Here is a 21,993-nt window from a genome sequence, read left to right as displayed (position 1 = left end):
ATGCGCTACAGAGACTGGACAACCCGTCTAAACGACGTGATCAAGGCCGCCCAAGAGCGGCCTTTTTCATGGGGAGAATTTGACTGCTGCCTGTTTGCTGCTGACTGCACAGAGGCGGTGTGTGGTGTCGATCCGGCCGAGAACTATCGCGGTAAATACAAAACCGAGGCCGGCGCCAAGCGGCAGCTGAAAAAACAGCACGGAAGCCTTGAGGCTGCGTGGGATGCCCACTTTTCAAGGGTTCCACTGACATTCATTCAGCGCGGCGACGTGGTGCTGTACGACGCGCCTGGCGGGCGAAGCATGGCCATCTTTTGGGCTGGCGATTATTGGGCAACAACCGACAGCGGCGCTGCCCGTGTCGAATGCGCGCCACTGGCCGCTTGGAGGGTTGAATGAGTGGCGGCGTCAGAAAACTTGCCTCGGTAGTAGTTGGTGCTGTTGTTGGTTTTGCCCAGGGCGGCCCGTGGGGCGCGGTCGCCGGTGCCGCGCTGGCCTTTTATGCATCGGAGCAGCAGGAGAAACTCAACACCAAGTCACCATTGCGTGACAACGAACCTTCGGCGCAGACCGTGCGGTCTTCAAAGGCGCCGGTTCGCTTCATTCTTGGCCGCGTATCCACCGGTGGGGTGCTGGTCTGGGCGCAGGAACAGGCAGGCGCGCAGGGAGAGGGCGAATGGCTGCACTTGGTGTATGTGTTGTCCGAGGGGCCAATTGCCGCGCTGGAAAACATCTATCTTGGCGAAGAGGAGATCGGTAGCTACGGCGCGCAGGCGACGTATGAACTGGTGGTCAATCCCACTCAGGTGAACGCTTTCCTGAAGGCCAACTGCCCGGACTGGAAAGATAGCCAGATCGGTCGCGGGCTTTCCTTTGTTCGGGTTTCGCTGCAGTACAGTGCCGAAAAGTTTCCGTCGGGCATACCGGACACCCGTTTTGTGGTGCGCGGTCGAAACGACATCTACGACCCGCGCACCGGCACCGCCGTTTACAGCGGAAATACCGCTCTGCACCTGCTCTGGTTCTTGCGCGCACGCTGCGGTGTTCCTGACGACGAAATCGTCTTCGAAACGTTCGCCAGTGCGGCCAACGTGTGCGACGAGGCCCTGACCAATGCTGACGGCTCTACCAGTCAGCGCTATCGATCTGGTTGCGTGATTGGTGCGGACGAGCAGCGCACAGGCGTTCTGCAGAAGCTGGAAGCGGCCTGCGGCGGACATCTGATTCGTGTAGGTGGGCGCTGGATGCTTCAGGCCGGCGCGTACTACGGCCCTTATGACTTCGAGATCACCGAGGACATGGTGATCGGCACGGTCATCGGCAGCACTGAGCCCACCAACGACTCGGCAATCAACACCGTCCGTGGCACGTTCATTGATCCTTTGCAGTCGTGGACAGAAACCGACTACCCCGAGGTCAGTGTCGCGCAGTGGATTGTCGAGGACGGCGGTGAGGCAGCAGAGACGCTGACCTATTCCTACGTCACCGATCCGTACCAGGCCCAGCGCTTGGCTAACATGGAGTTGCGCCGTAGACGCGCTGGCGGAGCGATCAGCATTCCAATGAACTTTGCTGGTTACAACTGCCGCCCTGGGCGCGTCGTGCGGGTGAATCTGCCATCGCTGAACATCTTGGGTGAGTTCATCGTCTCTGATTGGTCCATGGGCGATAGCGAAGGCTGCACCGTGCAGGTGAAGCAGTACGAAGCGGCAATCTTCGATGATGCCGTGGGCCAGCCGTACAACCCGATTGGCTTCATCAATCTCCCGGCTGGTGGACTCGGCACGCCGAGCTCGCTGACGTGGACGCAGGACACCACCGCCGAGGTTACGCAAGGCGTTCTGTCTTGGTTGCCTCCTACGGGCATCGTGAAGGAATACATCGTCATTGTTCGCCAGGGCTCTACCGCCATTCAGTCACACAACGTGCCGGCAACGTCGACAGAGATCGCTATAAACGGTCTGCCATCCGGCAACTACACGATGAGTGTGGCGGCAGTGGGTCCAATGGCGCGCTCCGGCGAGGCGACGATCACCGTCAGCATCAACGGCCCGCCCATTCCAGAAAGCTGCGTGGTGCAGTCCTCGATCGACAACATCGTATTGATCCCGAGCAACTCGCAAAACGGTCTCAACGGTGGGACCTACGAGTACTTCTTCAGCACATCGCCGACGGCCACTTCTGCGGATGCGGAATATTTGGGGCAAGGCCTGACCTTTACCCACACAGGCCTGGGGTTCTGGACGAATTATTACTACTTCATCAGGTCATCGAACGCTTACGGGAAGAGCTCGTTCCTCTATGTGCCGGCCCAGACCTCAAACGACGTGTCTGCCTATCTCGCGGCGATGGCTGGCAAAGTTGGTCGTACCGAACTCGGACAGGACATTCTGGACGAGATCGATAAGATCCCTGGTCTTCAGGATCAAATCGATCAACTGGATGGCCTTACTGCCTACAAGCACGATCAGGTCTATCCGAAGGACCAGATGGTGGTTGAAGGTGGCCGCATCTATCAGGCCAAGCTTGAGGTTCCGGTCGATACGCCTCCTCCCAATCTTGCGTATTGGATTGACGTCGGGCAGTCCATCGAATCCGCAAATGGCCTGGCTCAGCAGGTTGCCACCAACACCACAGCCATTACCGAGCTGGATGGCGAAGTAACTGCGACAGCGACGGCGTTCGAAGCTCTGCGCGCTTCCTCCCGTGACGACGGCGGGGAGGGTGATCTCGTTGATGCGCTGCAAGGCTGGAACAGTACTTCAAGCATTGCGACCGAGTCTAAGGTGAGCGCTTCGGAGCGCGAGGCAACAGCCAAAGAGCTGAAAACCTACGACGCGAAGATAACCTCCAACACCGATGGCATCACGCAAGTAGCCGCCAATGTTACCGATCTGACTCAAGTAGTCGTTACCAACAATGCCGCGACGGCGACGAAGGTCGAACAACTGAATGTTTCCGTTGGCAATAACTCGGCGGCGATCCAGCAGACTTCGACAGCGTTTGCAGACACCAACGGCAAGCTGACCACAATGTGGTCGGTGAAGATGCAGGTCACGGCAAACGGGCAGTACGTCGCTGCCGGCATCGGCCTCGGGATCGAGAACACCGGTTCCGGATTGCAAAGTCAATTCCTTGTCAGTGCGGATCGGTTTGCCGTTGTTAACACGATTGCTGGAGGCGCCATCGCCATTCCATTTGCAGTGGAAGGTGGGCAGGTATTCATCAATACCCTTCTGGTTAAGGATGGCTCGATCGTCAACGCAAAAATTGGCGCGTTTATCCAGTCCGACAACTACGTCTCGGGCGTGATGGGGTGGCGCCTGGACAAACTCGGCAATCTTGAATTCAACGGCCCCGCGCCTGGTGGTGGTCGCCTAACAATGACCAACCGCGCCATCAAGGTGTTCGACCAAAACGGGGTCAAGCGTGTGCAACTGGGAGATCTCGACGCATGACTTATGGAGCGAGAGTCTGGGATGAGAACGGCAACCTTTCCATGGACACCAACAGCTTTACCTACCAGGTGCTTTGGCAGGGCGTGATCGACTTCAGTGGAGCCACACCCAGCTACACACTGAACATCCCGGGCTTCAACCCTGCGAACTGCGTGTTCATGATCATTCCGACGAGAGCGCAAGACGTGCAGTCATCCGAAACAGATGGGCTCGGGAACTCCAAATCTTACCCGTACGTAACCACGGCGCTGGGGCAGGTTGTCGTGCGGTTTAGAAATCCGTCCGCGACTGGATCGACAACCGGCACCAGGGTCGTAGCGAAGGGATATGCAATCAGGTACTCAACATGAGCTACGGCTTTCAGAGCATCAACGACAATGCATTTGTCCAGATCGATGCGGACGCCCCGAGACTATGTGTTCTGACAAAAGGCTCCTATTCCGGGAGCAGTGTTGCCTCAGGGACGTTTTCCCGCGCTGTTACAAGTGCCGATCCACCAATGGTTTTCATCCGGCCTAACCAGACAGGCGTTATTCAGGTGCCTATTTCGGTCTGGTTTACAGGTGGTCCGGGTAACTGGACTGGGTTTTCCATGCGCGCGTCCGTAGTAGATGCCACCCTGAGCGGGCTGTATTTCGTGGCCGCCTGGGCTTCGATGGGTACCGCAACTTACGGGATGCGTCTTTGGGATGGTGGTGGGGCTCTCGTTTACGACAGTGGCGCGCCAGCGGTTGTGGTGACTTTCGCCGCGGGAAACTGGGCGTATCTCGGCATGGAGCAGCTTACCGTTGGACGCCGTTACATCTGGGGGATAAATAAGACGCTTGGTGTCGGCGAATACATATCACTGAACCCTTTTGCGATGAATTGCCATAACGATGGTACAGGGGGCGGTTGCGCTCTTGGGGTCGATTACGCCGGCGGCCGCATCATGATGTACAGCCTGGCCTTTACGGCTTGGACTGACCAGGGTCACCGGCCTTTCCTCTGCGCCAAATTGCTGGCCTGAACCTTGAACCTTCTGGAGATCCTTAATGCCCTGGTACAAATCCGGGACGGTTTCTGTCGTCCAAAATTCCAACGCGGTCATCGGTATCGGCACGGCGTTCATTGCCAACAGCCGGGTCGGCGACGCATTCCGTGGTCCTGATGGTGGTTGGTACGAGGTGACGAACATTGCCAGCGACACGGCCATGTCGATCTTACCGAACTATCAGGGCGCCACAAACGGTGCCGGCAGTTACGCGGTGGCGCCGATGCAGGGCTATGTCAAGGACTCGGCCGATGCGCTGCGCTCTTTGGTCAATCAGTGGGGCCAAAAGCTGGCGGCGCTCGGCACGACCGGCAACTATGAAATTTTGCCGATCAGCAAAGGTGGTACGGGCAGCACAACATCAGGCGATGCCCTGACGGCTCTCGGCCTTTCTGACTTCGCCAAAGGGCTGATCATTGCTCCCAGTGATTCGGCTGCGCGCACGACCTTGCTGGCGGCGAAGCGTGGGACGAATTCAGATATCACCGAACTCACCGGCCTTACCAAGCCGTTGTCGAGCGTACAGGGCGGGGTTTCGGCCGGCTTCATTGATGGACTCATTCTGACCTGGAACAACGCAAGTTCTCTATCTGTCGGGATCGGGGCGGCGTATGTGCCTGGTGCAGGCGTTGGTGCTGGAAAGGTGGTGCAGGTTTCGACGACTCTTACACTGTCGGGGCTGACTCTCGTTGCAAGCACCTGGTATCACATCTACCTGTATGACAACGCCGGAACGGCTGCGATCGAGGCTGTCATTGCTGCGCCGGCCGTGCCTTACTTCGGCAGGGCTCGGGCGAAAACTGGTGATAGTTCGAGGCGATACCTTGGATCGATAGCCACCAACGCTTCGGGGCAACTGCACAAGATCACGCATTTGCAGAACAACACGATTTTCTATTTGGAATCGTTGAACCTTGCGCCTTTCCTCGTGGTTGCGGGGGCGGCTACCGCGTTCACCTCTGTCGATTGCAGCTCGATCGTGCCGGTTACGTCTAAAGAAGCGAAGGCGAACTACCTGTTGACCACCAACGTCGGCAACGCGTTTATCGCCAACTCTGAGGTCAATTTCACACCCAATGCGACCAACTACTTACTGGCGATTACCGTGGGTTCGAGCGGCTCGGCGGATTTGGTGCTGGATGCAAGCCAACGATTCACTTACGCGCTCGATGCGACCCCGGGCAGCGGCCTGTTCCGGGTGCGCGTGTCCGGCTATCGATTTGAGAGGTAAACATGCCTTACGCAATTACCGATTACGGCTGGCGCGCTGTGGGCTCCGACTTCACCGAGGCGGAGTTGGCTCAGGGTGAAAGCCTTGTCGAGGAAATCCCCCAGTCATTGATCGACGCCATCGCTGCGCAAGATCTGCTGCGGGAGACGACGGCTGACTTGAACGCCCGCACACGCCAGGCAACAGCGCAGGTCACCGCGCTGCAAGGTCGAATCGACGCAATCAACGATGCCATTGCTGGCGATTACGCTCTACCCGAAGAGGTGGAGGAAAAGCCGCTACGGGCTGTGATGCTGGCCGAGTGGAAGAAGTACCGCGTTTTCCTCGGTCGCGTCACCGGCCAGCCTATCTGGCCAACAGCGCCAACATGGCCGGAGCAGCCAGAACCTTACAACGACGAGACGACTGTCGCCCGGGCGTAAGCCGGACTGAAGCACCGCAAGAACCACGATCGCACCCGCCACTGAGCGGGTATTTTTTTGCCTGGAGAAAAAGTGATGGCTGCAACTGAAAAAGACCGAGACGTCCTCGCGCGCACGCTGTGGGGTGAAGCCCGTGGCGAATCAACGGCCGGGCAGGTGGCCGTGGCCTGGACGATCCGTAACCGGGTATTCGACGGTAAGACGAATTCGTGGTGGGGAGAGGGCTATGCAGGCGTCTGCCAAAAGCCATGGCAGTTCAGCTGCTGGAACAAGACCGATCCGAACTATCAGTTCCTGATCGGCGTGAAGCAGATCCCTTTCCGTGAGCTGGCGCAGGCGCGTATCGCTGCCGACCAGGTGATTGATGGCAAGGTGCCTGATCCAACTGGCGGCGCGACGCACTACTACGCGCTCAGCATGAAGGCGCCGCCCGCGTGGGCAGCGAAGGCAAAGCAGACGCTGAGGCTGGGCGGACACATCTTTTTCAAGGACGTGCCCTGAGCCTGCATTCGCCTCACTCTTCCTCGTCATTACGGCGATCCCTGAGCAGGCGCTGATTTTCCTGGTGCAGATAGTCTCTCTGGTGAGCAACGTCTGCAAATCTGCGCTTTTCGCTCAGTAAGTCCGACTCGGCGCTCTGAAGCTTTGCTCTGAGAGAATCCCTCTCCTGCGTGAGCGCATCATTATCTCGAACCAAACCCTGAATATTTTGCAGCGCTCGCTCCAGGTTAATGGTGAGCGCTTCGAATTCGTTCTCGTACATCCGGAGCTGATGCCGGCAGGTTTCGAGTGGGGTTGGGCAGCCGAGCCAATCGTCGGTGTCTTCTATATAGAGGGGATCCAAGTGCGCGCCTTGCTGATACTGTTTGGATATACAGTAATCGAGGCGCGTCCGCTGAGCGAGGGTGAGGCGACGAGCTGTATGGTTTTGGATTGGTGTTCGGTCGGCAGGATGCCGGAGGAGAATAGACCACTGTAGGAAAATACAGCTGTAAGTTGTTGATTCTTATAGGGTGTAATCGCGATATTTCAGCATGCTTTGTAGGTAGGTTTTTCCTTTGGTATCATGAGGTTACGTGAGTCCTGAGGTCACCTTGACATGGTGGGGGTCGTTGGTTCGAGTCCAATCGCGCCTACCAAACAAAATCCGCTCTGCTGGGCGGTCTAGAAGGGCTCACCGAAAGGTGGGCCCTTTTTTGTTGTCTGCGATTTGCAAAACTTTTGCAAAACATCCCACCTGATGTTTCTGTTAGAGCATTTTCAACTCTGCAGAGCGTCAAGGCACAGCAAGTGAATGGAGAGATGAAATGGAACTTCGCAGCGAGTTAATGCCGCCTGTGCTGGATGAATCCCGGGTTGCCCGACTGACCAAGCTGGCACAAGAGATTGATTGCGGGCACCCCGAGCAGACGCTGAGTCAGTTGGCGCAATTCAATCGTGAGGCCATGACCGAACTTGAGTTCATCGACTTCCAGGGCATTTATGGTGGTCAAGATCACGATACGTGGGTTCGCAAGATCCTGGCCACGCCTTACGAGCAGCGCGTGGCAGACATCACCAGGCAAGAGTTGATCGAACTGGCTCGCAGGGTCATGGAGGGCGATGGCGCCGATCATGACGTTGAGTTCTGGCTGAGCATGCTGGAAATCAACATTCCGAATGAGCGGATATCGGATTTGATTTTCTGGCCAGAGGAATACTTCGAAGATGTCAGTTATTCGCAGGTGCTGTCCCCGGAGCAAGTGATCGATATCGCCTCAAAAGATGGGCAAGCCACACTGTAAAAGTGCTCGCTATACATCCTGTGTCCCCTGAGCGCGGGTGTGCAGGGCGGGCTACGGACACTTGAAGTCCCAGGCATCAACGACCAGGTCCTCAACCTCTTCGCCTGTCGTCGTGATGCCCAGGCATTCGCTGTTTTTTTGGTAATGGAATTCGCAATATTGCACGCCTTGGGTGCATCGCTCGATTTCTACAATGCCGATTCTTTCCAGTTCTACGGCAGTGCCAACGGGCTGCATCGCTTTTGGCGCGCTTGGCTGCCAGCCGTGTTTGATCAATGCTTTTCGCGCGGATAGAAACGGCATGCCTTTTTTAATCGGGATGTCGGTTGCGCAGGCAAGCGCGCTGGAGAAACAAAGCAGGATGCAAGCGCCGGGGAGGCATCTCACTTTTCAAGGTTTTCCTGTTCTACGTCAGGGCATTCAAAGTTCCACGAATAAATTCTCATGTCCTTGGTCTCTTCCCCGACGGTGCCTACCCCCAGGCAGGTGTTGTTTTTGGTGTAGTTGAAGATGCAGTACTGAACGCCCATGGAGCAGGATTCAACTTCAACAAAGCCTTTTCTCATGAGGATGTTTTCGACACCGTATTCGCCGGAATAGGTTTTGTTAGGTTGCCAGCCACTTTGCAGCAGCGCTTTTCTCGCACCTATAAACGACATGCCTTCCTTGATAGGGACATCGGTCGCGTTGGCGAAGAGGCTGATGCAACACAAGAAGCTGATGAGCAGGGTTTGGCGTTTCATTTTTTCGCGGCCATCAACGCTTGTGGGGTTCTGGCGCGGCTTGCGTGGATTGCGCAGGCCTCCACGACGAATGAAGGGCGAGGGCGTCCTGTCCATAGGCGAAGAAGTTTTCAATGTTTAACGTCCGTGTAAATTTGCGCGCGAATAATCCTCCTGCGCGGAAGCGGTGGTCAACAACTCTCACACTGTCAGATCGGTTGATTTTTGACCGTTTGTCGCCAGCGTCCTTTTTAAAAGTGTGGATATTGAATGACTTACGATGATTATTAACCGACCGGTTATCAAAAATAAGTTGTTACACGTCGATTGATTCAGTAACATTCGCCCCGCGTTCACCACCACGGTTTATGCATTTTTAAATCCCAAGCTTCCATCAGCTGCTTGGGATTTTTTTTGCCTGCGATTTGGCATTTCTACCGTCGTCCTGACAATTGCGCACGGGCAAGACCATACTTTTTCAACTACTACTGACTGGCCGATTTTCAACTCTTTGCGCAGGAGTGTGTCGATGCTGGTTCACTGGTCGCTTGCTGCTATTCATCTACTGGCGTTTGCCCTGGGGTTCTGGGCGGTGCTCACTCGAGGTAGCGCATTCAGTCGCCTGGCGGCTGGGACGGCGGACGCCGGTCGCGTACTGATCGCCGATAACCTATGGGGTATTTCTGCCGTGATTTTGCTGATCACCGGTGGAATGCGTGCCTTCGGCGGTTATGAAAAGGGCGCTGACTATTACCTCCACCAGCCGCTGTTCCACCTGAAGATGACGCTGTTCGTGCTGGTTCTATTGGTCGAGCTCGCACCGATGATCACGTTGATCAAATGGCGCATTGCCTCAGCGCGGGGCACGGCGTTCGATACCTCTCGGGCAAAGTTGTTTGCGCGAATCAGTCATGTTGAAGCGCTGTTGTTGGTGCTGATCGTGGTTGCAGCGACTGGGATGGCGCGTGGCGTGACATTTGGCTAGGAGGGCAAATTCGCTGAGTCCTATCGGAAATGTCCGACAGCCAGACTCAATAATGGCGGGTAGTATCGCCGGCAACAGGAGGGGGGGGTGACGGGGCTTATGTGTCAGGCGCCGTGCCCAAGGGGATTGGGAAGCGGATGGCAATACGGCGCGTGAATCTTTAGCCAGTCATTACACGCAGGTAAACGAACTGGCTACTGACTGCAATGTGGCTCAGGGCGTTTGTGGCTTGTCCGGTGCGGTCAGGCCAGCCTGAATGCGCTGATAAATTTCTTCTCGGTGCACGGCAACGTTCTTTGGAGCGTTGATGCCGATGCGGACTTGTTGGCCGCTTACGCCGAGGATGGTGATCGTAATGTCATCACCAATATTTATGCTTTCACCGACTTTGCGGGTGAGTATCAGCATGGTCTTCTCCTTGATTGCTTTGTAGGGCACCTGATTCAGACAGTGCAGAGGTCGGTGGTACGTATAGATTAGTGCGAAGTCTCACGGTTTGGGTGCCTCTTTCTGACGCGCAGATGCGGCATTAATTCCCAGGGCGTAACTATACAGAGGCTGCAATCATCAATCTCGTTGTTTTGTGCCCATTTTGCGGGGCTCGCGAAGTATTTTTGAATGTTAAGATCGCCGCTTTGAGAATTTCGAGGAAAGCGTTGTGCGCAAATTGGTCTGGGTAGTCGCGGCACTGGTTTTGGCCGGTTGTGGTGAAGGCAAGAGTGTAGACGTGCCGAAGCCGAAAACGGCAGTGACAGCAGCGCCTGCGGTGGTCTCTGCTCCGCAGTGGGATCTTGAGGTGCGCGGTGAAACGCCTCAAGCGGTCAGCGATTTGAGCGGCTGGCTGATCGAGCATGCTTTCGTGCCCACAGTCATCAAGGACAGCAGTGGCAAAACGCGCATTCTGATTGGCCCGTTCAACTCCCAGGCCGAAGCTGAAGCACGAAAGGTGCAAGTGGACGCAGCCTTGGTGAAGGCGAAAAAGCAGAACGTTGAATCGGTGCTGGTCGAGCATCCACTCACCCCGTAAGCGGTCCGTTCGGCGGAGCTGCCTAAAGGCAATCAAACGCGATTCGTTCCTATTGGAATCGCTGATGATTTCCACAAGGAGCTCCCCATGGCCTCCGCCAATCCGTACAAATTGTTCGATGTTGTCCTGCACCGTAAAACCCGGCTGAGCCCGCACATGATGCGGATCACTCTCGCCGGTTCACCTGTCAATGAAATGGCCACTTGGGCACCGGATCAGCGGGTGAAGCTGTTTTTTCCGGCCGCTGATGGTTCGCAATCAAGTCTCGCCCAGGAAGAGGGCTGGTACGCTCGATTCAAGTCGATGCTGGCCGATCGACGTCCCGCGATGCGCACCTACACCATCCGTCATCTGCGCGCCGAACAGGGTGAAGTTGATATCGATTTTGTCCTGCACGGTGAAACCGGTCCGGCTTCACGTTGGGCATTGCGTGCGCAGCCAGGCGATTCGATGCAGATTCTTGCCCCTGACCAGCATTTTTCAGCGCAGGAAGCCGGCGGATTCGAATGGAAGCCACCGCACACTCTCAAACAATTACTGTTGGTTGCCGACGCCACGGCGCTGCCAGCGGCCATGGGCATTCTTGATGAGTTGGCGGCGCTTGCCGAGCCGCCGCAGGTGCAGGCCTTTTTCGAGGTGGACAGCGCTCAGGACATGCTTGCCGTGCCGGACTGGCCGGGGTTGTCGGTGCAGTGGTTGATTCGCGATCAGGCAAATGAAACGGCCGCCGGAACACTGATAGTGGAAGCCGTGCGTGAGGCGACCTTGCCCGTCCATGTATCGCCAGCGGGGCGTGCAATTGAGTTGGCCGATGTCGATATCGACAAAGACATTCTCTGGGAAATTGCCGATACCGCCCCTGAAGGATTTTACGGCTGGATCGCTGGTGAGTCGGCAGCGGTGATGAGTTTGCGCCGGTACCTGATCAAGGAATGCGGCATCCCGCGCGAGTCGCTTAACCTGATGGGCTATTGGCGCTACAACAAGGCCGGCAGCTAGTCACAAACGAAAAGGCCCCGAGCATCACACTCGGGGCCTTTTGTTTTTACGCGTCTGTTCAGCCGCAGGTTTTCAGATTCACCGGGCCGACAAATTCGTTACCGCGTCCCATCACGCACGCTACGCTCTGATTGCGCTGGCGCTCCCAATCCTGCACCGGGTAAGTCTTGTCCCAGGCTTCATACAATTGCCGATCCTGTTTCGACAGGCGCAAGCCATATTGCTTGCTCATGTAGAAATAGGTGCGGGCAATCATGCCGCGAATCGACGGGCGAGGCATGACCTTCTTCGCCTTGAAATCGACCTGGGTCAAGCATGAACCGTACTGCCCGGATTGCACTGGCAGCCAGCCGTAGCTGAAGTTGCTGCGGTCGCCATTGACCTCGCCAATGCTTGGCACCAGGTTATGCAGATCGGCTTCGGCTTTTTGATAGGTCGGGTCGTAACGCGTGCAGTTCTTGCGCCCACCTTCTTGCCAGCATTGGCGCTGATGGCCAAATTGCCAGGCCGGCACAATGTGTTCCCACTCGATGCGCGACGCGCGCTTGGCATTCTTGCGCGGGACGTAACCACACGCCTTCAGATCGACCTTGTTGCCAGTGTATTTGCACCCGCAATAAAACTCGGTGGACTGCGGTGCATAGAGCTTCCACGCAACCTTCTTGGCTTCAGAAAAAGTGCGTGGCGCCCCAGCTTGGGCGCCAAAAGCGATGAACGATAACAACAGCAAAGCAAAACAGCGGACACTCATTGAATCAATCTTCCTTCGGCACAACCCAAAAAATCTGCACGCCACCGTCGTCGCGGTAGGCAAGGGTAACGTTGTCGTTCTCGTCGATTTCCTCGAGCAGGCGCTCCCACTCATCCATCGGCTCGTCCGGCAGACGGAAGATCAGCGCCGCTTTGGCTTTTTGTGCGGTAGGGGAGTTGATGATTTTTTGAACGCGCAGACCCATGCGTTCGAAAGCGTCAGGAGCATCAGGGGAGGTGGCCACGAGGTTATCCTTATTAAGCTGTACGTGCATACAGTATTTAACTGTAAGCATTTTCGCAACTGCTTAAAATTCAAGAAAATCCTCTGACAGCGGTTTTCCGAATTTGGTGTAAGGCGCGTCGTGTTTTTTGTAGGAAAAATGCATGAGGGATGTGGGCGACACACCACTCGCCCGGTAAACGAGTGGCGTGAAGAGTGCCCGATCAGGAAAAGATCGGGCGAAGGTCAATCAGTATTCCCAGAACATCCGCTGCAGCTCTTTGCTGTCATTGGTTTTGGTCAGCGCGACCATGGCCAGGATGCGGGCTTTCTGTGGGTTCAAGTCGTGCGCGACAACCCAGTCATACTTGTCGTCAGGCTGTTCGGCGTTACGTAGAACGAAACCGCCGGCATTGACGTGGGACGAGCGAATGATTTGCACGCCGTCCTTGCGCAGTGCTTGCAGGGTTGGCACTACGCGCGATGACACCGAGCCGTTGCCAGTACCGGCATGGATGATTGCCTTGGCGCCGGATTGGGCCAGTGCTTTGTAGGCAGTGTCGCTGACGTTGCCGTAGGAATAGGCGATCTCTACGTCAGGCAGGCTCTTGATGTTCTTGATGTCGAATTCCGAATCCATGGTGTGGCGCTTGGCAGGCAAGCGGAACCAGTAGGATTTGCCTTCAACCACCATGCCCAGTGGGCCCCAGGCGCTTTTGAACGCTTCGGTCTTGATGTTGATCATTTTGCTGACATCGCGACCCGACTGGATCTCGTCGTTCATGGTCACCAGTACGCCTTTGCCGTGAGCTTCTTTGCTGCTGGCGACGGCCACGGCGTTGTACAGGTTGAGCATGCCGTCGGCGGACATCGCGGTGCCCGGGCGCATCGAGCCGACAACGATGATCGGCTTGTCGGTTTTTTCCACCAGGTTGAGGAAGTACGCGGTTTCTTCGAGGGTGTCGGTGCCGTGGGTGATGACGATGCCGTCGACGTCTTTGCTGTCAGCCAGTTCGGCGACGCGACGTCCCAGTTGCAGCAGGTTGTCGTTGGTGATGCTTTCGGAAGCGATCTGCATGACTTGTTCGCCACGCACATTTGCCAGTTTGCTCAGCTCGGGAATGCCGGCGATCAGTTGCTCGACGCCGATCTTGGCCGCTTGATAGGTCGCACTGTTGGCAGCGCTGGCGCCTGCGCCGGCGATGGTGCCGCCGGTGGCAAGTACCACGACATTGGCGAGTTTGGTCTGGGTTTCGACTTCTTTTGCCTGAAGGGCGGTAGGCAGGAGCAGGAGGAGGGCCAAAGCGCCCGGAACCAAGGTGTTGAAAGCAGATTTCATTATTTTTCTCTCTAGTAGTGAGACGGTGCTGGTGCAGGTTCATCTAGATACACCCCAAACCGATCTGGATGTCCGGGGTGCAGGGGAGGGAGCAGGATCTGTACCAGACGTACTGTGCTTGAGAAAAATGTTTAACCTGATGATTTGCATCAAGATTTTGTTGATGGTGGAATCGTTGGCGCGAAGCGCTCATCCGGGTTTCCGAACATCGGCGGTGTGCGTGTTCGGCTGACCGAAAGGTACAACCGATGATCGTGGCGGCTGTTTCCCGCTCTTGGCTAAAGAAACCCGCGTGCAGGCCGATGCGTGTTCAAGGAATGTTTATTTTTGAGGAGTTAACATGTCACTGTCGGTCGGTTTTCCCAATGCCAGCGCCATCACCATCGGTGGTAAATCCACTGCCACGATTGATGCCCTGAACGAAGCCACTGCCCAAACTTCCACCCCGTTGACGGGCAAGGAAGGCGGCGATTCCACCAAGGTCAGAACCGGTGCTCCTGCGCAGGAAGACAGCAAGGCCGAGAGCGGCGGCAACCAGAGCATTGCGGTAAAGATGCTGCTCAAACGCATGCAGGAACTGCAAAAGCAGTTACAGGAACAACAGCAGCAACTGGCTGCCGCGCAGGCCGCCAACTATCCAACCGCAGACGCCAAGGCAGCCGCTGTCATGTCCATTCAGGGGCAGATCGCGCAAACCAACGGTGCGCTCTCGGAGGTCTCCGGGAATCTGATCAAGGAATTGGCCAAGGACGCCAGCAGTAGCAGCGGTGGCCTGGTCAGCACAACAGCCTGATCGCCGGGGCGAATCATGCGATTCGCCCCCGTAATAAATACTATTTCTGAATGTTGACAAATGTCGGCGGGATTCGCATAGTCTGGTCTACGCAAACGTTTGCGCGGCTTTCTCGGTGGAGTATTCCGTTGAACAAGCCAAAGTAGCTTACGCCAGCGCAAGCGTTGCTCACAATAATCATAAGATCGGAGTGAACCCATGAAGCTGCCATTCGCTGGACGCCTTCTTGCTGTCGCTATGCTGGCTGCCACAGCCGCCGCACTACCTGTCTCCTCGGCGTTCGCCGAATCTGCTGAAAAACCCAAAGTCGCGCTGGTCATGAAATCCCTGGCCAACGAATTCTTCCTGACCATGGAAGACGGCGCCAAGGCCTACCAGAAAGAACACTCCGCCGATTTCGACCTGATCTCCAACGGCATCAAGGATGAAACCGACACCGCTGGCCAGACCCGTATCGTCGAGCAGATGATTCTGGCCAAGGTCAACGCTCTGGTGATCGCGCCTTCTGATTCCAAGGCCATGGTGCCGGTGATCAAGAAAGCCGTCGACGCCGGCATCACCGTGATCAACATCGACAACCAGCTCGATCCGGCCATCGTCAAAAGCAAAAACATCAGCGTGCCTTTCGTAGGCCCGGACAACCGTAAAGGCGCGCGTCTGGTCGGTGAATATTTGGCCAAGCAGCTCAAGGCCGGTGACGAAGTCGGCATCATTGAAGGCGTTTCGACGACGACCAACGCGCAGCAGCGCACCGCGGGCTTCAAAGATGCGATGGACGCCGCGCAGATCAAGATCGTTTCCCTGCAGTCCGGTGACTGGGAAATCGACAAGGGCAACAAGGTTGCTGCGTCGATCCTCAGCGAATACCCGGACGTCAAAGCGCTGCTGGCCGGTAACGACAGCATGGCCGTCGGTGCCGTTTCCGCCGTACGAGCCGCCGGCAAGGCTGGTCAGGTGAAGGTCGTCGGTTACGACAACATCAATGCGATCAAGCCAATGTTGAAAGACGGCCGTGTGTTGGCCACTGCTGACCAGTTCGCTGCCAAGCAAGCCGTATTCGGCATCGAAACCGCGCTGAAAATCATCAAGGGCGAGAAAGTCGACAGCGGCGCCAACGGCGTGATCGAAACACCGGTCGAGCTGGTCACCCAGTAAGTCTTCTGGCGACACAACGGCGCTCGTCCGTCCGGGCGAGCGCATGGAGAGTTTTTATGTCAGTTTCCGCCCCGAACGCTGTCCTCTCGGTCAGCGGTATCGGTAAGACCTATGCGCAACCGGTGCTGACCGGCATCGAGTTGACGCTGATGCGCGGTGAAGTACTGGCGCTGACCGGCGAGAATGGCGCCGGTAAAAGCACCTTGTCGAAAATCATTGGCGGACTGGTCACCCCGACCAGCGGCCAGATGCAGTTTCAGGGCAAGGATTATCGCCCGGGCAGCCGTACCCAGGCCGAAGACCTCGGCGTGCGCATGGTCATGCAAGAACTCAATCTGTTGCCGACCCTGTCGGTGGCGGAGAACCTGTTTCTCGACAACCTGCCGAGCAACGGTGGCTGGATCAGCCGCAAGCAACTGCGCAAAGCTGCCATCGAAGCCATGGCGCAAGTCGGCCTCGACGCAATCGATCCGGACACACTGGTCGGCGAATTGGGTATCGGCCATCAGCAGATGGTTGAAATCGCCCGCAACCTGATCGGCGATTGCCATGTGCTGATTCTCGATGAGCCAACCGCGATGCTCACCGCGCGCGAAGTCGAAATGCTCTTTGAGCAAATCACCCGCTTGCAGGCGCGCGGCGTTTCGATCATCTACATTTCCCACCGTCTCGAAGAGCTGGCCCGCGTGGCGCAGCGCATTGCCGTGCTGCGTGACGGTCATCTGGTCTGCGTCGAGCCAATGGCCAACTACAACAGTGAGCAATTGGTCACCTTGATGGTGGGCCGCGAACTGGGCGAGCACATTGATATGGGCGCGCGCAATATTGGCGCCCCAGCGTTGACGGTCAAAGGCCTGACTCGCTCCGACAAGGTTCGCGATGTTTCCTTCGAAGTGCGTGCCGGCGAGATTTTCGGGATTTCCGGACTGATCGGGGCAGGGCGCACAGAGTTGTTGCGCTTGATCTTCGGTGCAGACACCGCCGACAGCGGCACCATCGCCCTCGGTTCGCCAGCGAAAGTGGTCAGTGTGCGCTCGCCGGTCGATGCGGTGCGCAATGGCATCGCGCTGATCACTGAAGACCGCAAGGGCGAAGGTTTGCTGCTCAGTCAGTCGATCAGCGCGAACATTGCGCTGGGCAACATGCCGGAAATTTCCAGCGGCGGTGTCGTCAATAACGGCGATGAAATCGCCCTTGCCAAGCGTCAGATCGACGCCATGCGCATCCGCAGTTCGAGCCCGACACAGCTTGTTTCAGAGTTGTCCGGTGGTAACCAGCAGAAGGTGGTGATCGGCCGCTGGCTGGAGCGTGATTGTTCGGTACTGCTGTTCGATGAGCCCACCCGTGGCATCGACGTCGGCGCCAAGTTCGACATTTATGCCTTGCTCGGCGAATTGACGCGCCAGGGCAAAGCGCTGGTGGTGGTGTCCAGTGACCTGCGCGAACTGATGCTGATCTGCGACCGCATCGGCGTGTTGTCGGCCGGGCGTCTGATCGACACGTTCGAACGCGACAGCTGGACTCAGGATGATTTGCTTGCCGCCGCGTTCGCCGGCTACCAAAAACGTGATGCGTTGCTCAACGAAGCGGCGCCTAGGGATCTCCCATGAAAACTGCATCTCCTGCCGGCAAACGTAGTGGCAATTTCTACGGCCTGGGCACTTATCTCGGCCTGGCCGGGGCCTTGCTGGCGATGATTGCGCTGTTCTCGGTCTTGAGCAGCCACTTTCTGTCCTATAACACCTTCAGCACCCTGGCCAACCAGATCCCCGATTTGATGGTGCTGGCGGTCGGCATGACGTTCGTATTGATCATCGGCGGCATCGACCTTTCGGTCGGTTCGGTATTGGCGCTGGCGGCATCTACGGTCAGTGTGGCGATTCTCGGCTGGGGCTGGGGCGTGTTGCCCTCGGCGTTGCTCGGCATGGCGGTGGCGGCACTGGCCGGCACAGTCACCGGGTCGATCACTGTCGCGTGGCGGATTCCATCGTTTATCGTCTCTCTCGGCGTGCTGGAAATGGCCCGTGGCCTGGCCTATCAGATGACCGGGTCGCGCACTGCCTACATCGGCGACTCGTTTGCCTGGCTGTCGAACCCCATCGCGTTCGGTATCTCGCCGTCGTTCATCATTGCCTTCCTGGTCATCATCATTGCTCAGGCGGTTCTGACCCGCACCGTGTTCGGTCGCTACTTGATCGGCATCGGCACCAACGAAGAGGCCGTGCGGCTGGCTGGGATCAATCCGAAGCCCTACAAGATTCTGGTGTTCAGCCTGATGGGGTTGCTTGCCGGTATCGCGGCGCTGTTCCAGATTTCCCGTCTGGAAGCAGCGGATCCGAATGCCGGCTCCGGTCTGGAACTGCAAGTGATCGCGGCCGTGGTCATCGGCGGCACCAGCCTGATGGGCGGGCGCGGTTCGGTGATCAGCACCTTCTTTGGCGTGTTGATCATTTCCGTACTGGCGGCCGGTCTGGCGCAAATCGGTGCGACTGAGCCGACCAAGCGCATCATCACCGGTGCGGTGATCGTCATCGCCGTGGTGCTCGATACTTATCGCAGTCAGCGCGCCAGTCGACGGGGCTAGGAAACCGATATGGCAACGATCAAGGATGTGGCGGCGCTCGCGGGGATTTCCTACACGACCGTGTCCCACGTGGTGAACAACACCCGGCCGGTCAGCCAGCAAGTGCGGCTGAAAGTCGAGGCGGCGATCAAGAGCCTCGACTATGTGCCGAGTGCGGTGGCGCGCTCACTCAAAGCCAAGACCACCGCGACCATCGGCCTGCTGGTGCCCAACAGTCTGAACCCGTACTTCGCCGAGTTGGCGCGGGGCATCGAGGATTACTGTGAGCGTAACGGCTATTGCGTGATCCTCTGCAACTCCGACGACAACCCGGAAAAGCAGCGCAGCTATTTACGTGTGCTGCTGGAAAAACGCATCGACGGTTTGATTGTTGCCTCCGCCGGCGGTGACAGTGGTCTGGCGCAAGGGCTGGCGGGTGTTAAAACGCCAATGGTCATCGTCGACCGAAGCCTGGACGGCGTCGATGCCGATCTGGTGCGCATCGACCACGAGTACGGTGCCTACCTGGCGACTCGCCACCTGTTGGAATTGGGGCATCGCGACATCGCCACCATCGGCGGCCCGGCGAGTACCAGCGTGGCGCAGATGCGTCAGGCCGGTTATTGCCGGGCGCTGAAAGAGGCTGGTATCGAAGTGCGCCAGGCGCGCATGCTGGAAAGTGATTTCACCAGCACCGGCGGTTACAACGCGGCAGCGATCCTGCTCGAAGACAACCCGCCCAGCGCGATCTTTGCCGGTAACGACATGATCGGTATCGGCGTGCTGCGTGCGGCGGCTGAGCGCAACGTGCGCGTACCGAGCGAGTTGTCGGTAATCGGCTTCGACGATATCCAGATGAGCCGCTACGTGTACCCGGCGCTGACCACCGTCGGCCAGTCGATCCTGCAACTGGGCGAAATGGCGGCTGAAGTATTGTTGCGAAGGATTGCCACCCCGAATCTGGGCACCGATCAACGCATCGTGACCCCGAGTATTGTCCTGCGCGAATCGACCGCGCCGCTGTCCGGCGTGTTCACCGAATACCGCTGAAACCGAATTGACGAGTAATGATGTATGCCAGCAAATGTAGTGGTAATAGGCAGCCTGAACATGGATCTGGTGACCCGGGCGCCACGCCTCCCTGTAGGCGGTGAAACGCTGATCGGTCATTCCTTTGCCACGGTGTCCGGCGGCAAGGGTGCCAATCAGGCCGTCGCCGCTGCGCGACTGGGGGCGCAAGTGGCGATGGTCGGTTGCGTCGGCAATGACGACTACGGCGTGCAATTGCGCGACGCCTTGCTGGCTGAGCGGATTGATTGCCAGGCGGTGAGCATTGTCGAGGATTCCAGTGGCGTGGCGCTGATCGTGGTCGATGACAACAGCCAGAACGCGATTGTCATTGTCGCTGGGGCCAATGGCGCCATGACACCGGCAGTGATCGACCGTTTTGATGCCGTGTTGCAAGCGGCTGACGTCGTCATCTGCCAGCTGGAAATTCCCGACGCGACCGTGGGTCATGCATTGAAGCGTGCGCGTGCGCTTGGCAAAACCGTGATCCTCAACCCGGCGCCGGCCAGCCGTCCACTGCCCGCCGACTGGTTTGCCGCGATCGATTATCTGATCCCCAACGAAAGCGAGGCGAGCGCGTTGAGCGGGTTGCCGGTGGATTCGCTGAAATCCGCTGAAAACGCGGCCAGTCACCTGATCGCCATGGGCGCGGGCAAAGTCATCATTACCCTCGGTGCTCAAGGCTCTTTGTTTGCCAACGGTCAGGGTTTCGAGCATTTCCCGGCGCCGAAAGTGAAGGCCGTCGACACTACAGCGGCGGGGGACACCTTCGTCGGTGGTTTCGCCGCTGCACTGGCCGCTGGCAAATCCGAAGCCGAGGCGATTCGCTACGGGCAGATCGCTGCGGCACTGTCGGTCACTTGCGCCGGCGCGCAGCCGTCCATTCCAACCCTATCTGACGTACAGGCCTTTAAACCCGCATGAAAAAAACTCCTCTGCTCAACGTCGCGTTGTCGCGGCTGATTGCCTCCCTGGGCCATGGCGACATGGTGGTCATCGGTGACGCCGGGCTGCCGGTGCCGCCAGGTGTCGAGCTGATTGATCTGGCGCTGACCCACGGCGTGCCGGATTTCGTCAGCACCTTGACCGTCGTGCTCAGCGAGATGCAGGTGGAAAGTCATGCACTGGCCAAAGAGATCTTCGACAAGCAACCAACGGCGCTGAATACGCTGGACGCGTTGAATGAAGAGGGCGCCTTGGGGCGTCGCGATCTGCTCAGTCACGAGCAATTCAAGGTTCTCAGCCGACAGGCGCGAGCGATTGTTCGTACCGGCGAATGCCAGCCGTACTGCAACATCGTGCTGGTCGCCGGGGTCACCTTTTAATTTTTGATTTCACCAGCACAAGGAATGCGCCATGCAACGCTATGCTCTGAAACTGCACCAACTGCTCCGGAGTCTGCTGCTCTTGTCCGTTATCTCTGCAACCGGCGCTCACGCGGCGGAAAAAATCGATCTGATCATCGACACCGATCCAGGCGCTGACGATGTCGTCGCCTTGCTGTTCGCCCTGGCCTCGCCGGACGAGCTGAATATTCGCGCGTTGACTACCGTGGCCGGCAACGTGCGTCTGGACAAGACATCGCGTAACGCCCGCCTGGCCCGCGAGTGGGCAGGGCGCGAAGACGTACCGGTTTACGCCGGAGCGCCGAAGCCGCTGATGCGCACGCCGATCTACGCCGAAAACATCCATGGCAAGGAAGGCCTGTCGGGTGTCGCCGTGCACGAGCCGAAAAAAGGCCTGGCTGAAGGCAATGCGGTCAATTACTTGATCGATACCCTGAAAACAGCCAAGCCGCACAGCATCACCATCGCCATGCTCGGTCCGCAGACCAACCTGGCGCTGGCGCTGATCCAAGAGCCGGAAATTGTTCAGGGCATCAAGGAAGTGGTGGTCATGGGTGGCGCGCACTTCAATGGCGGCAATATCACCCCGGTTGCCGAATTCAACCTGTTTGCTGACCCGCAAGCGGCCGAAGTGGTGCTCAAGAGTGGCGTGAAACTGACCTATCTGCCGCTGGACGTGACCCACAAGATTCTCACCAGTGACGCGCGCCTGAAGCAGATCGCCGCGCTGAACAACAATGCGAGCAAAATTGTCGGCGACATTCTCAACGAGTACATCAAGGGCGATATGGAGCACTACGGTATTCCGGGTGGTCCGGTGCATGACGCTACCGTTGTCGCCTACCTGCTCAAGCCTGAGCTGTTCACCGGTCGTTCGGTGAATGTCGTGGTTGATAGCCGTGAAGGGCCGACTTTCGGTCAGACCATTGTTGACTGGTATGACGGCCTGAAGGCGCCGAAGAATGCGTTCTGGGTGGAAAATGGCGATGCTCAGGGCTTCTTTGACTTGCTCACCGAGCGTCTGAAGCGTTTGAAATAAAGCATTCGCACTCGCAGAAGGTGCGTCGCCAGGAAGGCCGCCTTCGCGAGCAAGCT

Annotated in this window: 26 protein-coding genes and 1 tRNA gene; 20 read left to right on the top strand and 7 right to left on the bottom strand. The window is 57.5% G+C overall.

Translation table 11 applies throughout. From position 1 onward, the window contains the following. From EJA70_RS18685 to EJA70_RS18660, 6 genes are all read left to right on the top strand, one after another. Positions 1-399 (top strand): hypothetical protein, encoded by a 399-nt coding sequence (locus tag EJA70_RS18685; protein ID WP_158832624.1) that lies wholly within the window; start codon positions 1-3, stop codon positions 397-399. After that, positions 396-3,458, top strand: a complete 3,063-nt coding sequence (locus tag EJA70_RS18680) for a DUF1983 domain-containing protein (RefSeq protein WP_158832622.1) — start codon at positions 396-398, stop codon at positions 3,456-3,458. The genes EJA70_RS18685 and EJA70_RS18680 overlap by 4 nt, the downstream gene beginning before the upstream one ends. Before the next feature lie 346 nt (positions 3,459-3,804). Then, positions 3,805-4,467, top strand: a complete 663-nt coding sequence (locus tag EJA70_RS18675; RefSeq protein ID WP_158832620.1) for a hypothetical protein — start codon at positions 3,805-3,807, stop codon at positions 4,465-4,467. Between the two features lie 25 nt (positions 4,468-4,492). Beyond that, the gene (locus tag EJA70_RS31145) at positions 4,493-5,722 is read left to right on the top strand and encodes a hypothetical protein (RefSeq protein ID WP_256677704.1); all 1,230 of its coding nucleotides are present in this window, start codon (positions 4,493-4,495) and stop codon (positions 5,720-5,722) included. Between the two features lie 2 nt (positions 5,723-5,724). After that, a complete protein-coding gene (locus tag EJA70_RS18665) occupies positions 5,725-6,144 on the top strand; it encodes a hypothetical protein (protein WP_158832618.1) in 420 nt (139 codons plus the stop codon). 75 nt (positions 6,145-6,219) lie between these two features. Continuing rightward, positions 6,220-6,645, top strand: coding sequence for a cell wall hydrolase (locus EJA70_RS18660; RefSeq protein ID WP_158832616.1), 426 nt, complete (start codon positions 6,220-6,222; stop codon positions 6,643-6,645). A gap of 13 nt (positions 6,646-6,658) precedes the next feature. On the opposite strand, the gene EJA70_RS18655 is transcribed toward EJA70_RS18660, so the two are convergent. Next, a complete protein-coding gene (locus EJA70_RS18655; RefSeq protein ID WP_158832614.1) occupies positions 6,659-6,988 on the bottom strand; it encodes a hypothetical protein in 330 nt (109 codons plus the stop codon). A 199-nt stretch (positions 6,989-7,187) separates the two neighbouring features. On the opposite strand from EJA70_RS18655, the gene EJA70_RS18650 reads away from it, so the two are divergent. Both EJA70_RS18650 and EJA70_RS18645 read left to right on the top strand, forming a co-directional pair. Further along, positions 7,188-7,283: transfer RNA gene (locus EJA70_RS18650), tRNA-Val, on the top strand. 168 nt (positions 7,284-7,451) lie between these two features. Continuing rightward, the gene (locus tag EJA70_RS18645; RefSeq protein WP_158832613.1) at positions 7,452-7,928 is read left to right on the top strand and encodes a hypothetical protein; all 477 of its coding nucleotides are present in this window, start codon (positions 7,452-7,454) and stop codon (positions 7,926-7,928) included. A gap of 51 nt (positions 7,929-7,979) precedes the next feature. Here the strand turns inward: EJA70_RS18645 and EJA70_RS18640 are convergent, their stop codons facing one another. Both EJA70_RS18640 and EJA70_RS18635 read right to left on the bottom strand, forming a co-directional pair. Continuing rightward, entirely contained in the window at positions 7,980-8,315 is a 336-nt protein-coding gene (locus EJA70_RS18640) for a hypothetical protein (RefSeq protein ID WP_256677703.1), read from the bottom strand. Further along, on the bottom strand, positions 8,312-8,785 hold the full coding sequence (locus EJA70_RS18635; RefSeq protein ID WP_256677702.1) for a hypothetical protein: 474 nt from the start codon (positions 8,783-8,785) through the stop codon (positions 8,312-8,314). The genes EJA70_RS18640 and EJA70_RS18635 overlap by 4 nt, the downstream gene beginning before the upstream one ends. A gap of 394 nt (positions 8,786-9,179) precedes the next feature. Here EJA70_RS18635 and EJA70_RS18630 point away from each other — a divergent pair, with 394 nt between their 5' ends. Then, the gene (locus EJA70_RS18630; protein WP_158832611.1) at positions 9,180-9,635 is read left to right on the top strand and encodes a DUF2214 family protein; all 456 of its coding nucleotides are present in this window, start codon (positions 9,180-9,182) and stop codon (positions 9,633-9,635) included. Between the two features lie 213 nt (positions 9,636-9,848). On the opposite strand, the gene csrA is transcribed toward EJA70_RS18630, so the two are convergent. Then, complete coding sequence (gene csrA, locus EJA70_RS18625) at positions 9,849-10,043, bottom strand: carbon storage regulator CsrA (protein WP_003179932.1); 195 nt, start codon at positions 10,041-10,043, stop codon at positions 9,849-9,851. A 250-nt stretch (positions 10,044-10,293) separates the two neighbouring features. On the opposite strand from csrA, the gene EJA70_RS18620 reads away from it, so the two are divergent. Both EJA70_RS18620 and EJA70_RS18615 read left to right on the top strand, forming a co-directional pair. After that, positions 10,294-10,662, top strand: coding sequence for an SPOR domain-containing protein (locus tag EJA70_RS18620; RefSeq protein WP_158832609.1), 369 nt, complete (start codon positions 10,294-10,296; stop codon positions 10,660-10,662). A gap of 87 nt (positions 10,663-10,749) precedes the next feature. Further along, the gene (locus tag EJA70_RS18615) at positions 10,750-11,661 is read left to right on the top strand and encodes a siderophore-interacting protein (RefSeq protein WP_158832607.1); all 912 of its coding nucleotides are present in this window, start codon (positions 10,750-10,752) and stop codon (positions 11,659-11,661) included. A gap of 58 nt (positions 11,662-11,719) precedes the next feature. Here EJA70_RS18615 and EJA70_RS18610 read toward each other — a convergent pair whose 3' ends face one another. The 3 genes from EJA70_RS18610 to EJA70_RS18600 form a co-directional block, all read right to left on the bottom strand. After that, the gene (locus tag EJA70_RS18610; RefSeq protein WP_008083251.1) at positions 11,720-12,412 is read right to left on the bottom strand and encodes an endonuclease; all 693 of its coding nucleotides are present in this window, start codon (positions 12,410-12,412) and stop codon (positions 11,720-11,722) included. Positions 12,413-12,416: 4 nt separating this feature from the next. Then, entirely contained in the window at positions 12,417-12,686 is a 270-nt protein-coding gene (locus EJA70_RS18605) for a DUF1654 domain-containing protein (RefSeq protein ID WP_371924610.1), read from the bottom strand. 198 nt (positions 12,687-12,884) lie between these two features. After that, positions 12,885-13,973: an asparaginase gene (locus EJA70_RS18600; RefSeq protein ID WP_158832605.1), complete on the bottom strand. Its 1,089-nt coding sequence runs from the start codon at positions 13,971-13,973 to the stop codon at positions 12,885-12,887. Here EJA70_RS18600 and EJA70_RS18595 point away from each other — a divergent pair. The 9 genes from EJA70_RS18595 to EJA70_RS18555 all read left to right on the top strand — a co-directional run bounded on the left by EJA70_RS18595 (position 13,957) and on the right by EJA70_RS18555 (position 21,937). Then, positions 13,957-14,205: a hypothetical protein gene (locus EJA70_RS18595; protein WP_158832603.1), complete on the top strand. Its 249-nt coding sequence runs from the start codon at positions 13,957-13,959 to the stop codon at positions 14,203-14,205. The two genes, EJA70_RS18600 and EJA70_RS18595, sit on opposite strands and share 17 nt — an antisense overlap. A 108-nt stretch (positions 14,206-14,313) precedes the next feature. Continuing rightward, the gene (locus EJA70_RS18590) at positions 14,314-14,766 is read left to right on the top strand and encodes a hypothetical protein (RefSeq protein WP_158832602.1); all 453 of its coding nucleotides are present in this window, start codon (positions 14,314-14,316) and stop codon (positions 14,764-14,766) included. A gap of 198 nt (positions 14,767-14,964) precedes the next feature. Continuing rightward, positions 14,965-15,921: a sugar ABC transporter substrate-binding protein gene (locus EJA70_RS18585; RefSeq protein ID WP_007913476.1), complete on the top strand. Its 957-nt coding sequence runs from the start codon at positions 14,965-14,967 to the stop codon at positions 15,919-15,921. A 56-nt stretch (positions 15,922-15,977) separates the two neighbouring features. Further along, a complete protein-coding gene (locus EJA70_RS18580; RefSeq protein ID WP_158832600.1) occupies positions 15,978-17,531 on the top strand; it encodes a sugar ABC transporter ATP-binding protein in 1,554 nt (517 codons plus the stop codon). Continuing rightward, a complete protein-coding gene (locus EJA70_RS18575; protein ID WP_008083263.1) occupies positions 17,528-18,505 on the top strand; it encodes an ABC transporter permease in 978 nt (325 codons plus the stop codon). The genes EJA70_RS18580 and EJA70_RS18575 overlap by 4 nt, the downstream gene beginning before the upstream one ends. Before the next feature lie 9 nt (positions 18,506-18,514). Beyond that, positions 18,515-19,534 carry a LacI family DNA-binding transcriptional regulator gene (locus tag EJA70_RS18570; protein WP_158832598.1) on the top strand — a complete coding sequence of 340 codons (1,020 nt, stop codon included), beginning with the start codon at positions 18,515-18,517 and terminating at the stop codon, positions 19,532-19,534. Between the two features lie 24 nt (positions 19,535-19,558). Continuing rightward, the gene (rbsK, locus tag EJA70_RS18565) at positions 19,559-20,476 is read left to right on the top strand and encodes a ribokinase (RefSeq protein ID WP_158832596.1); all 918 of its coding nucleotides are present in this window, start codon (positions 19,559-19,561) and stop codon (positions 20,474-20,476) included. Then, on the top strand, positions 20,473-20,877 hold the full coding sequence (gene rbsD, locus EJA70_RS18560; protein WP_158832594.1) for a D-ribose pyranase: 405 nt from the start codon (positions 20,473-20,475) through the stop codon (positions 20,875-20,877). Before rbsK ends, rbsD begins: the two co-directional genes overlap by 4 nt. 31 nt (positions 20,878-20,908) lie before the next feature. Beyond that, positions 20,909-21,937 (top strand): nucleoside hydrolase, encoded by a 1,029-nt coding sequence (locus EJA70_RS18555; protein WP_008083271.1) that lies wholly within the window; start codon positions 20,909-20,911, stop codon positions 21,935-21,937. Positions 21,938-21,993: the final 56 nt, after the last annotated feature.

Origin of the sequence: Pseudomonas sp. PB103 (assembly GCF_009764635.1) — a bacterium.
Lineage (GTDB): Bacteria > Pseudomonadota > Gammaproteobacteria > Pseudomonadales > Pseudomonadaceae > Aquipseudomonas.
This window is presented reverse-complemented; position numbering and strand designations above follow the sequence as displayed.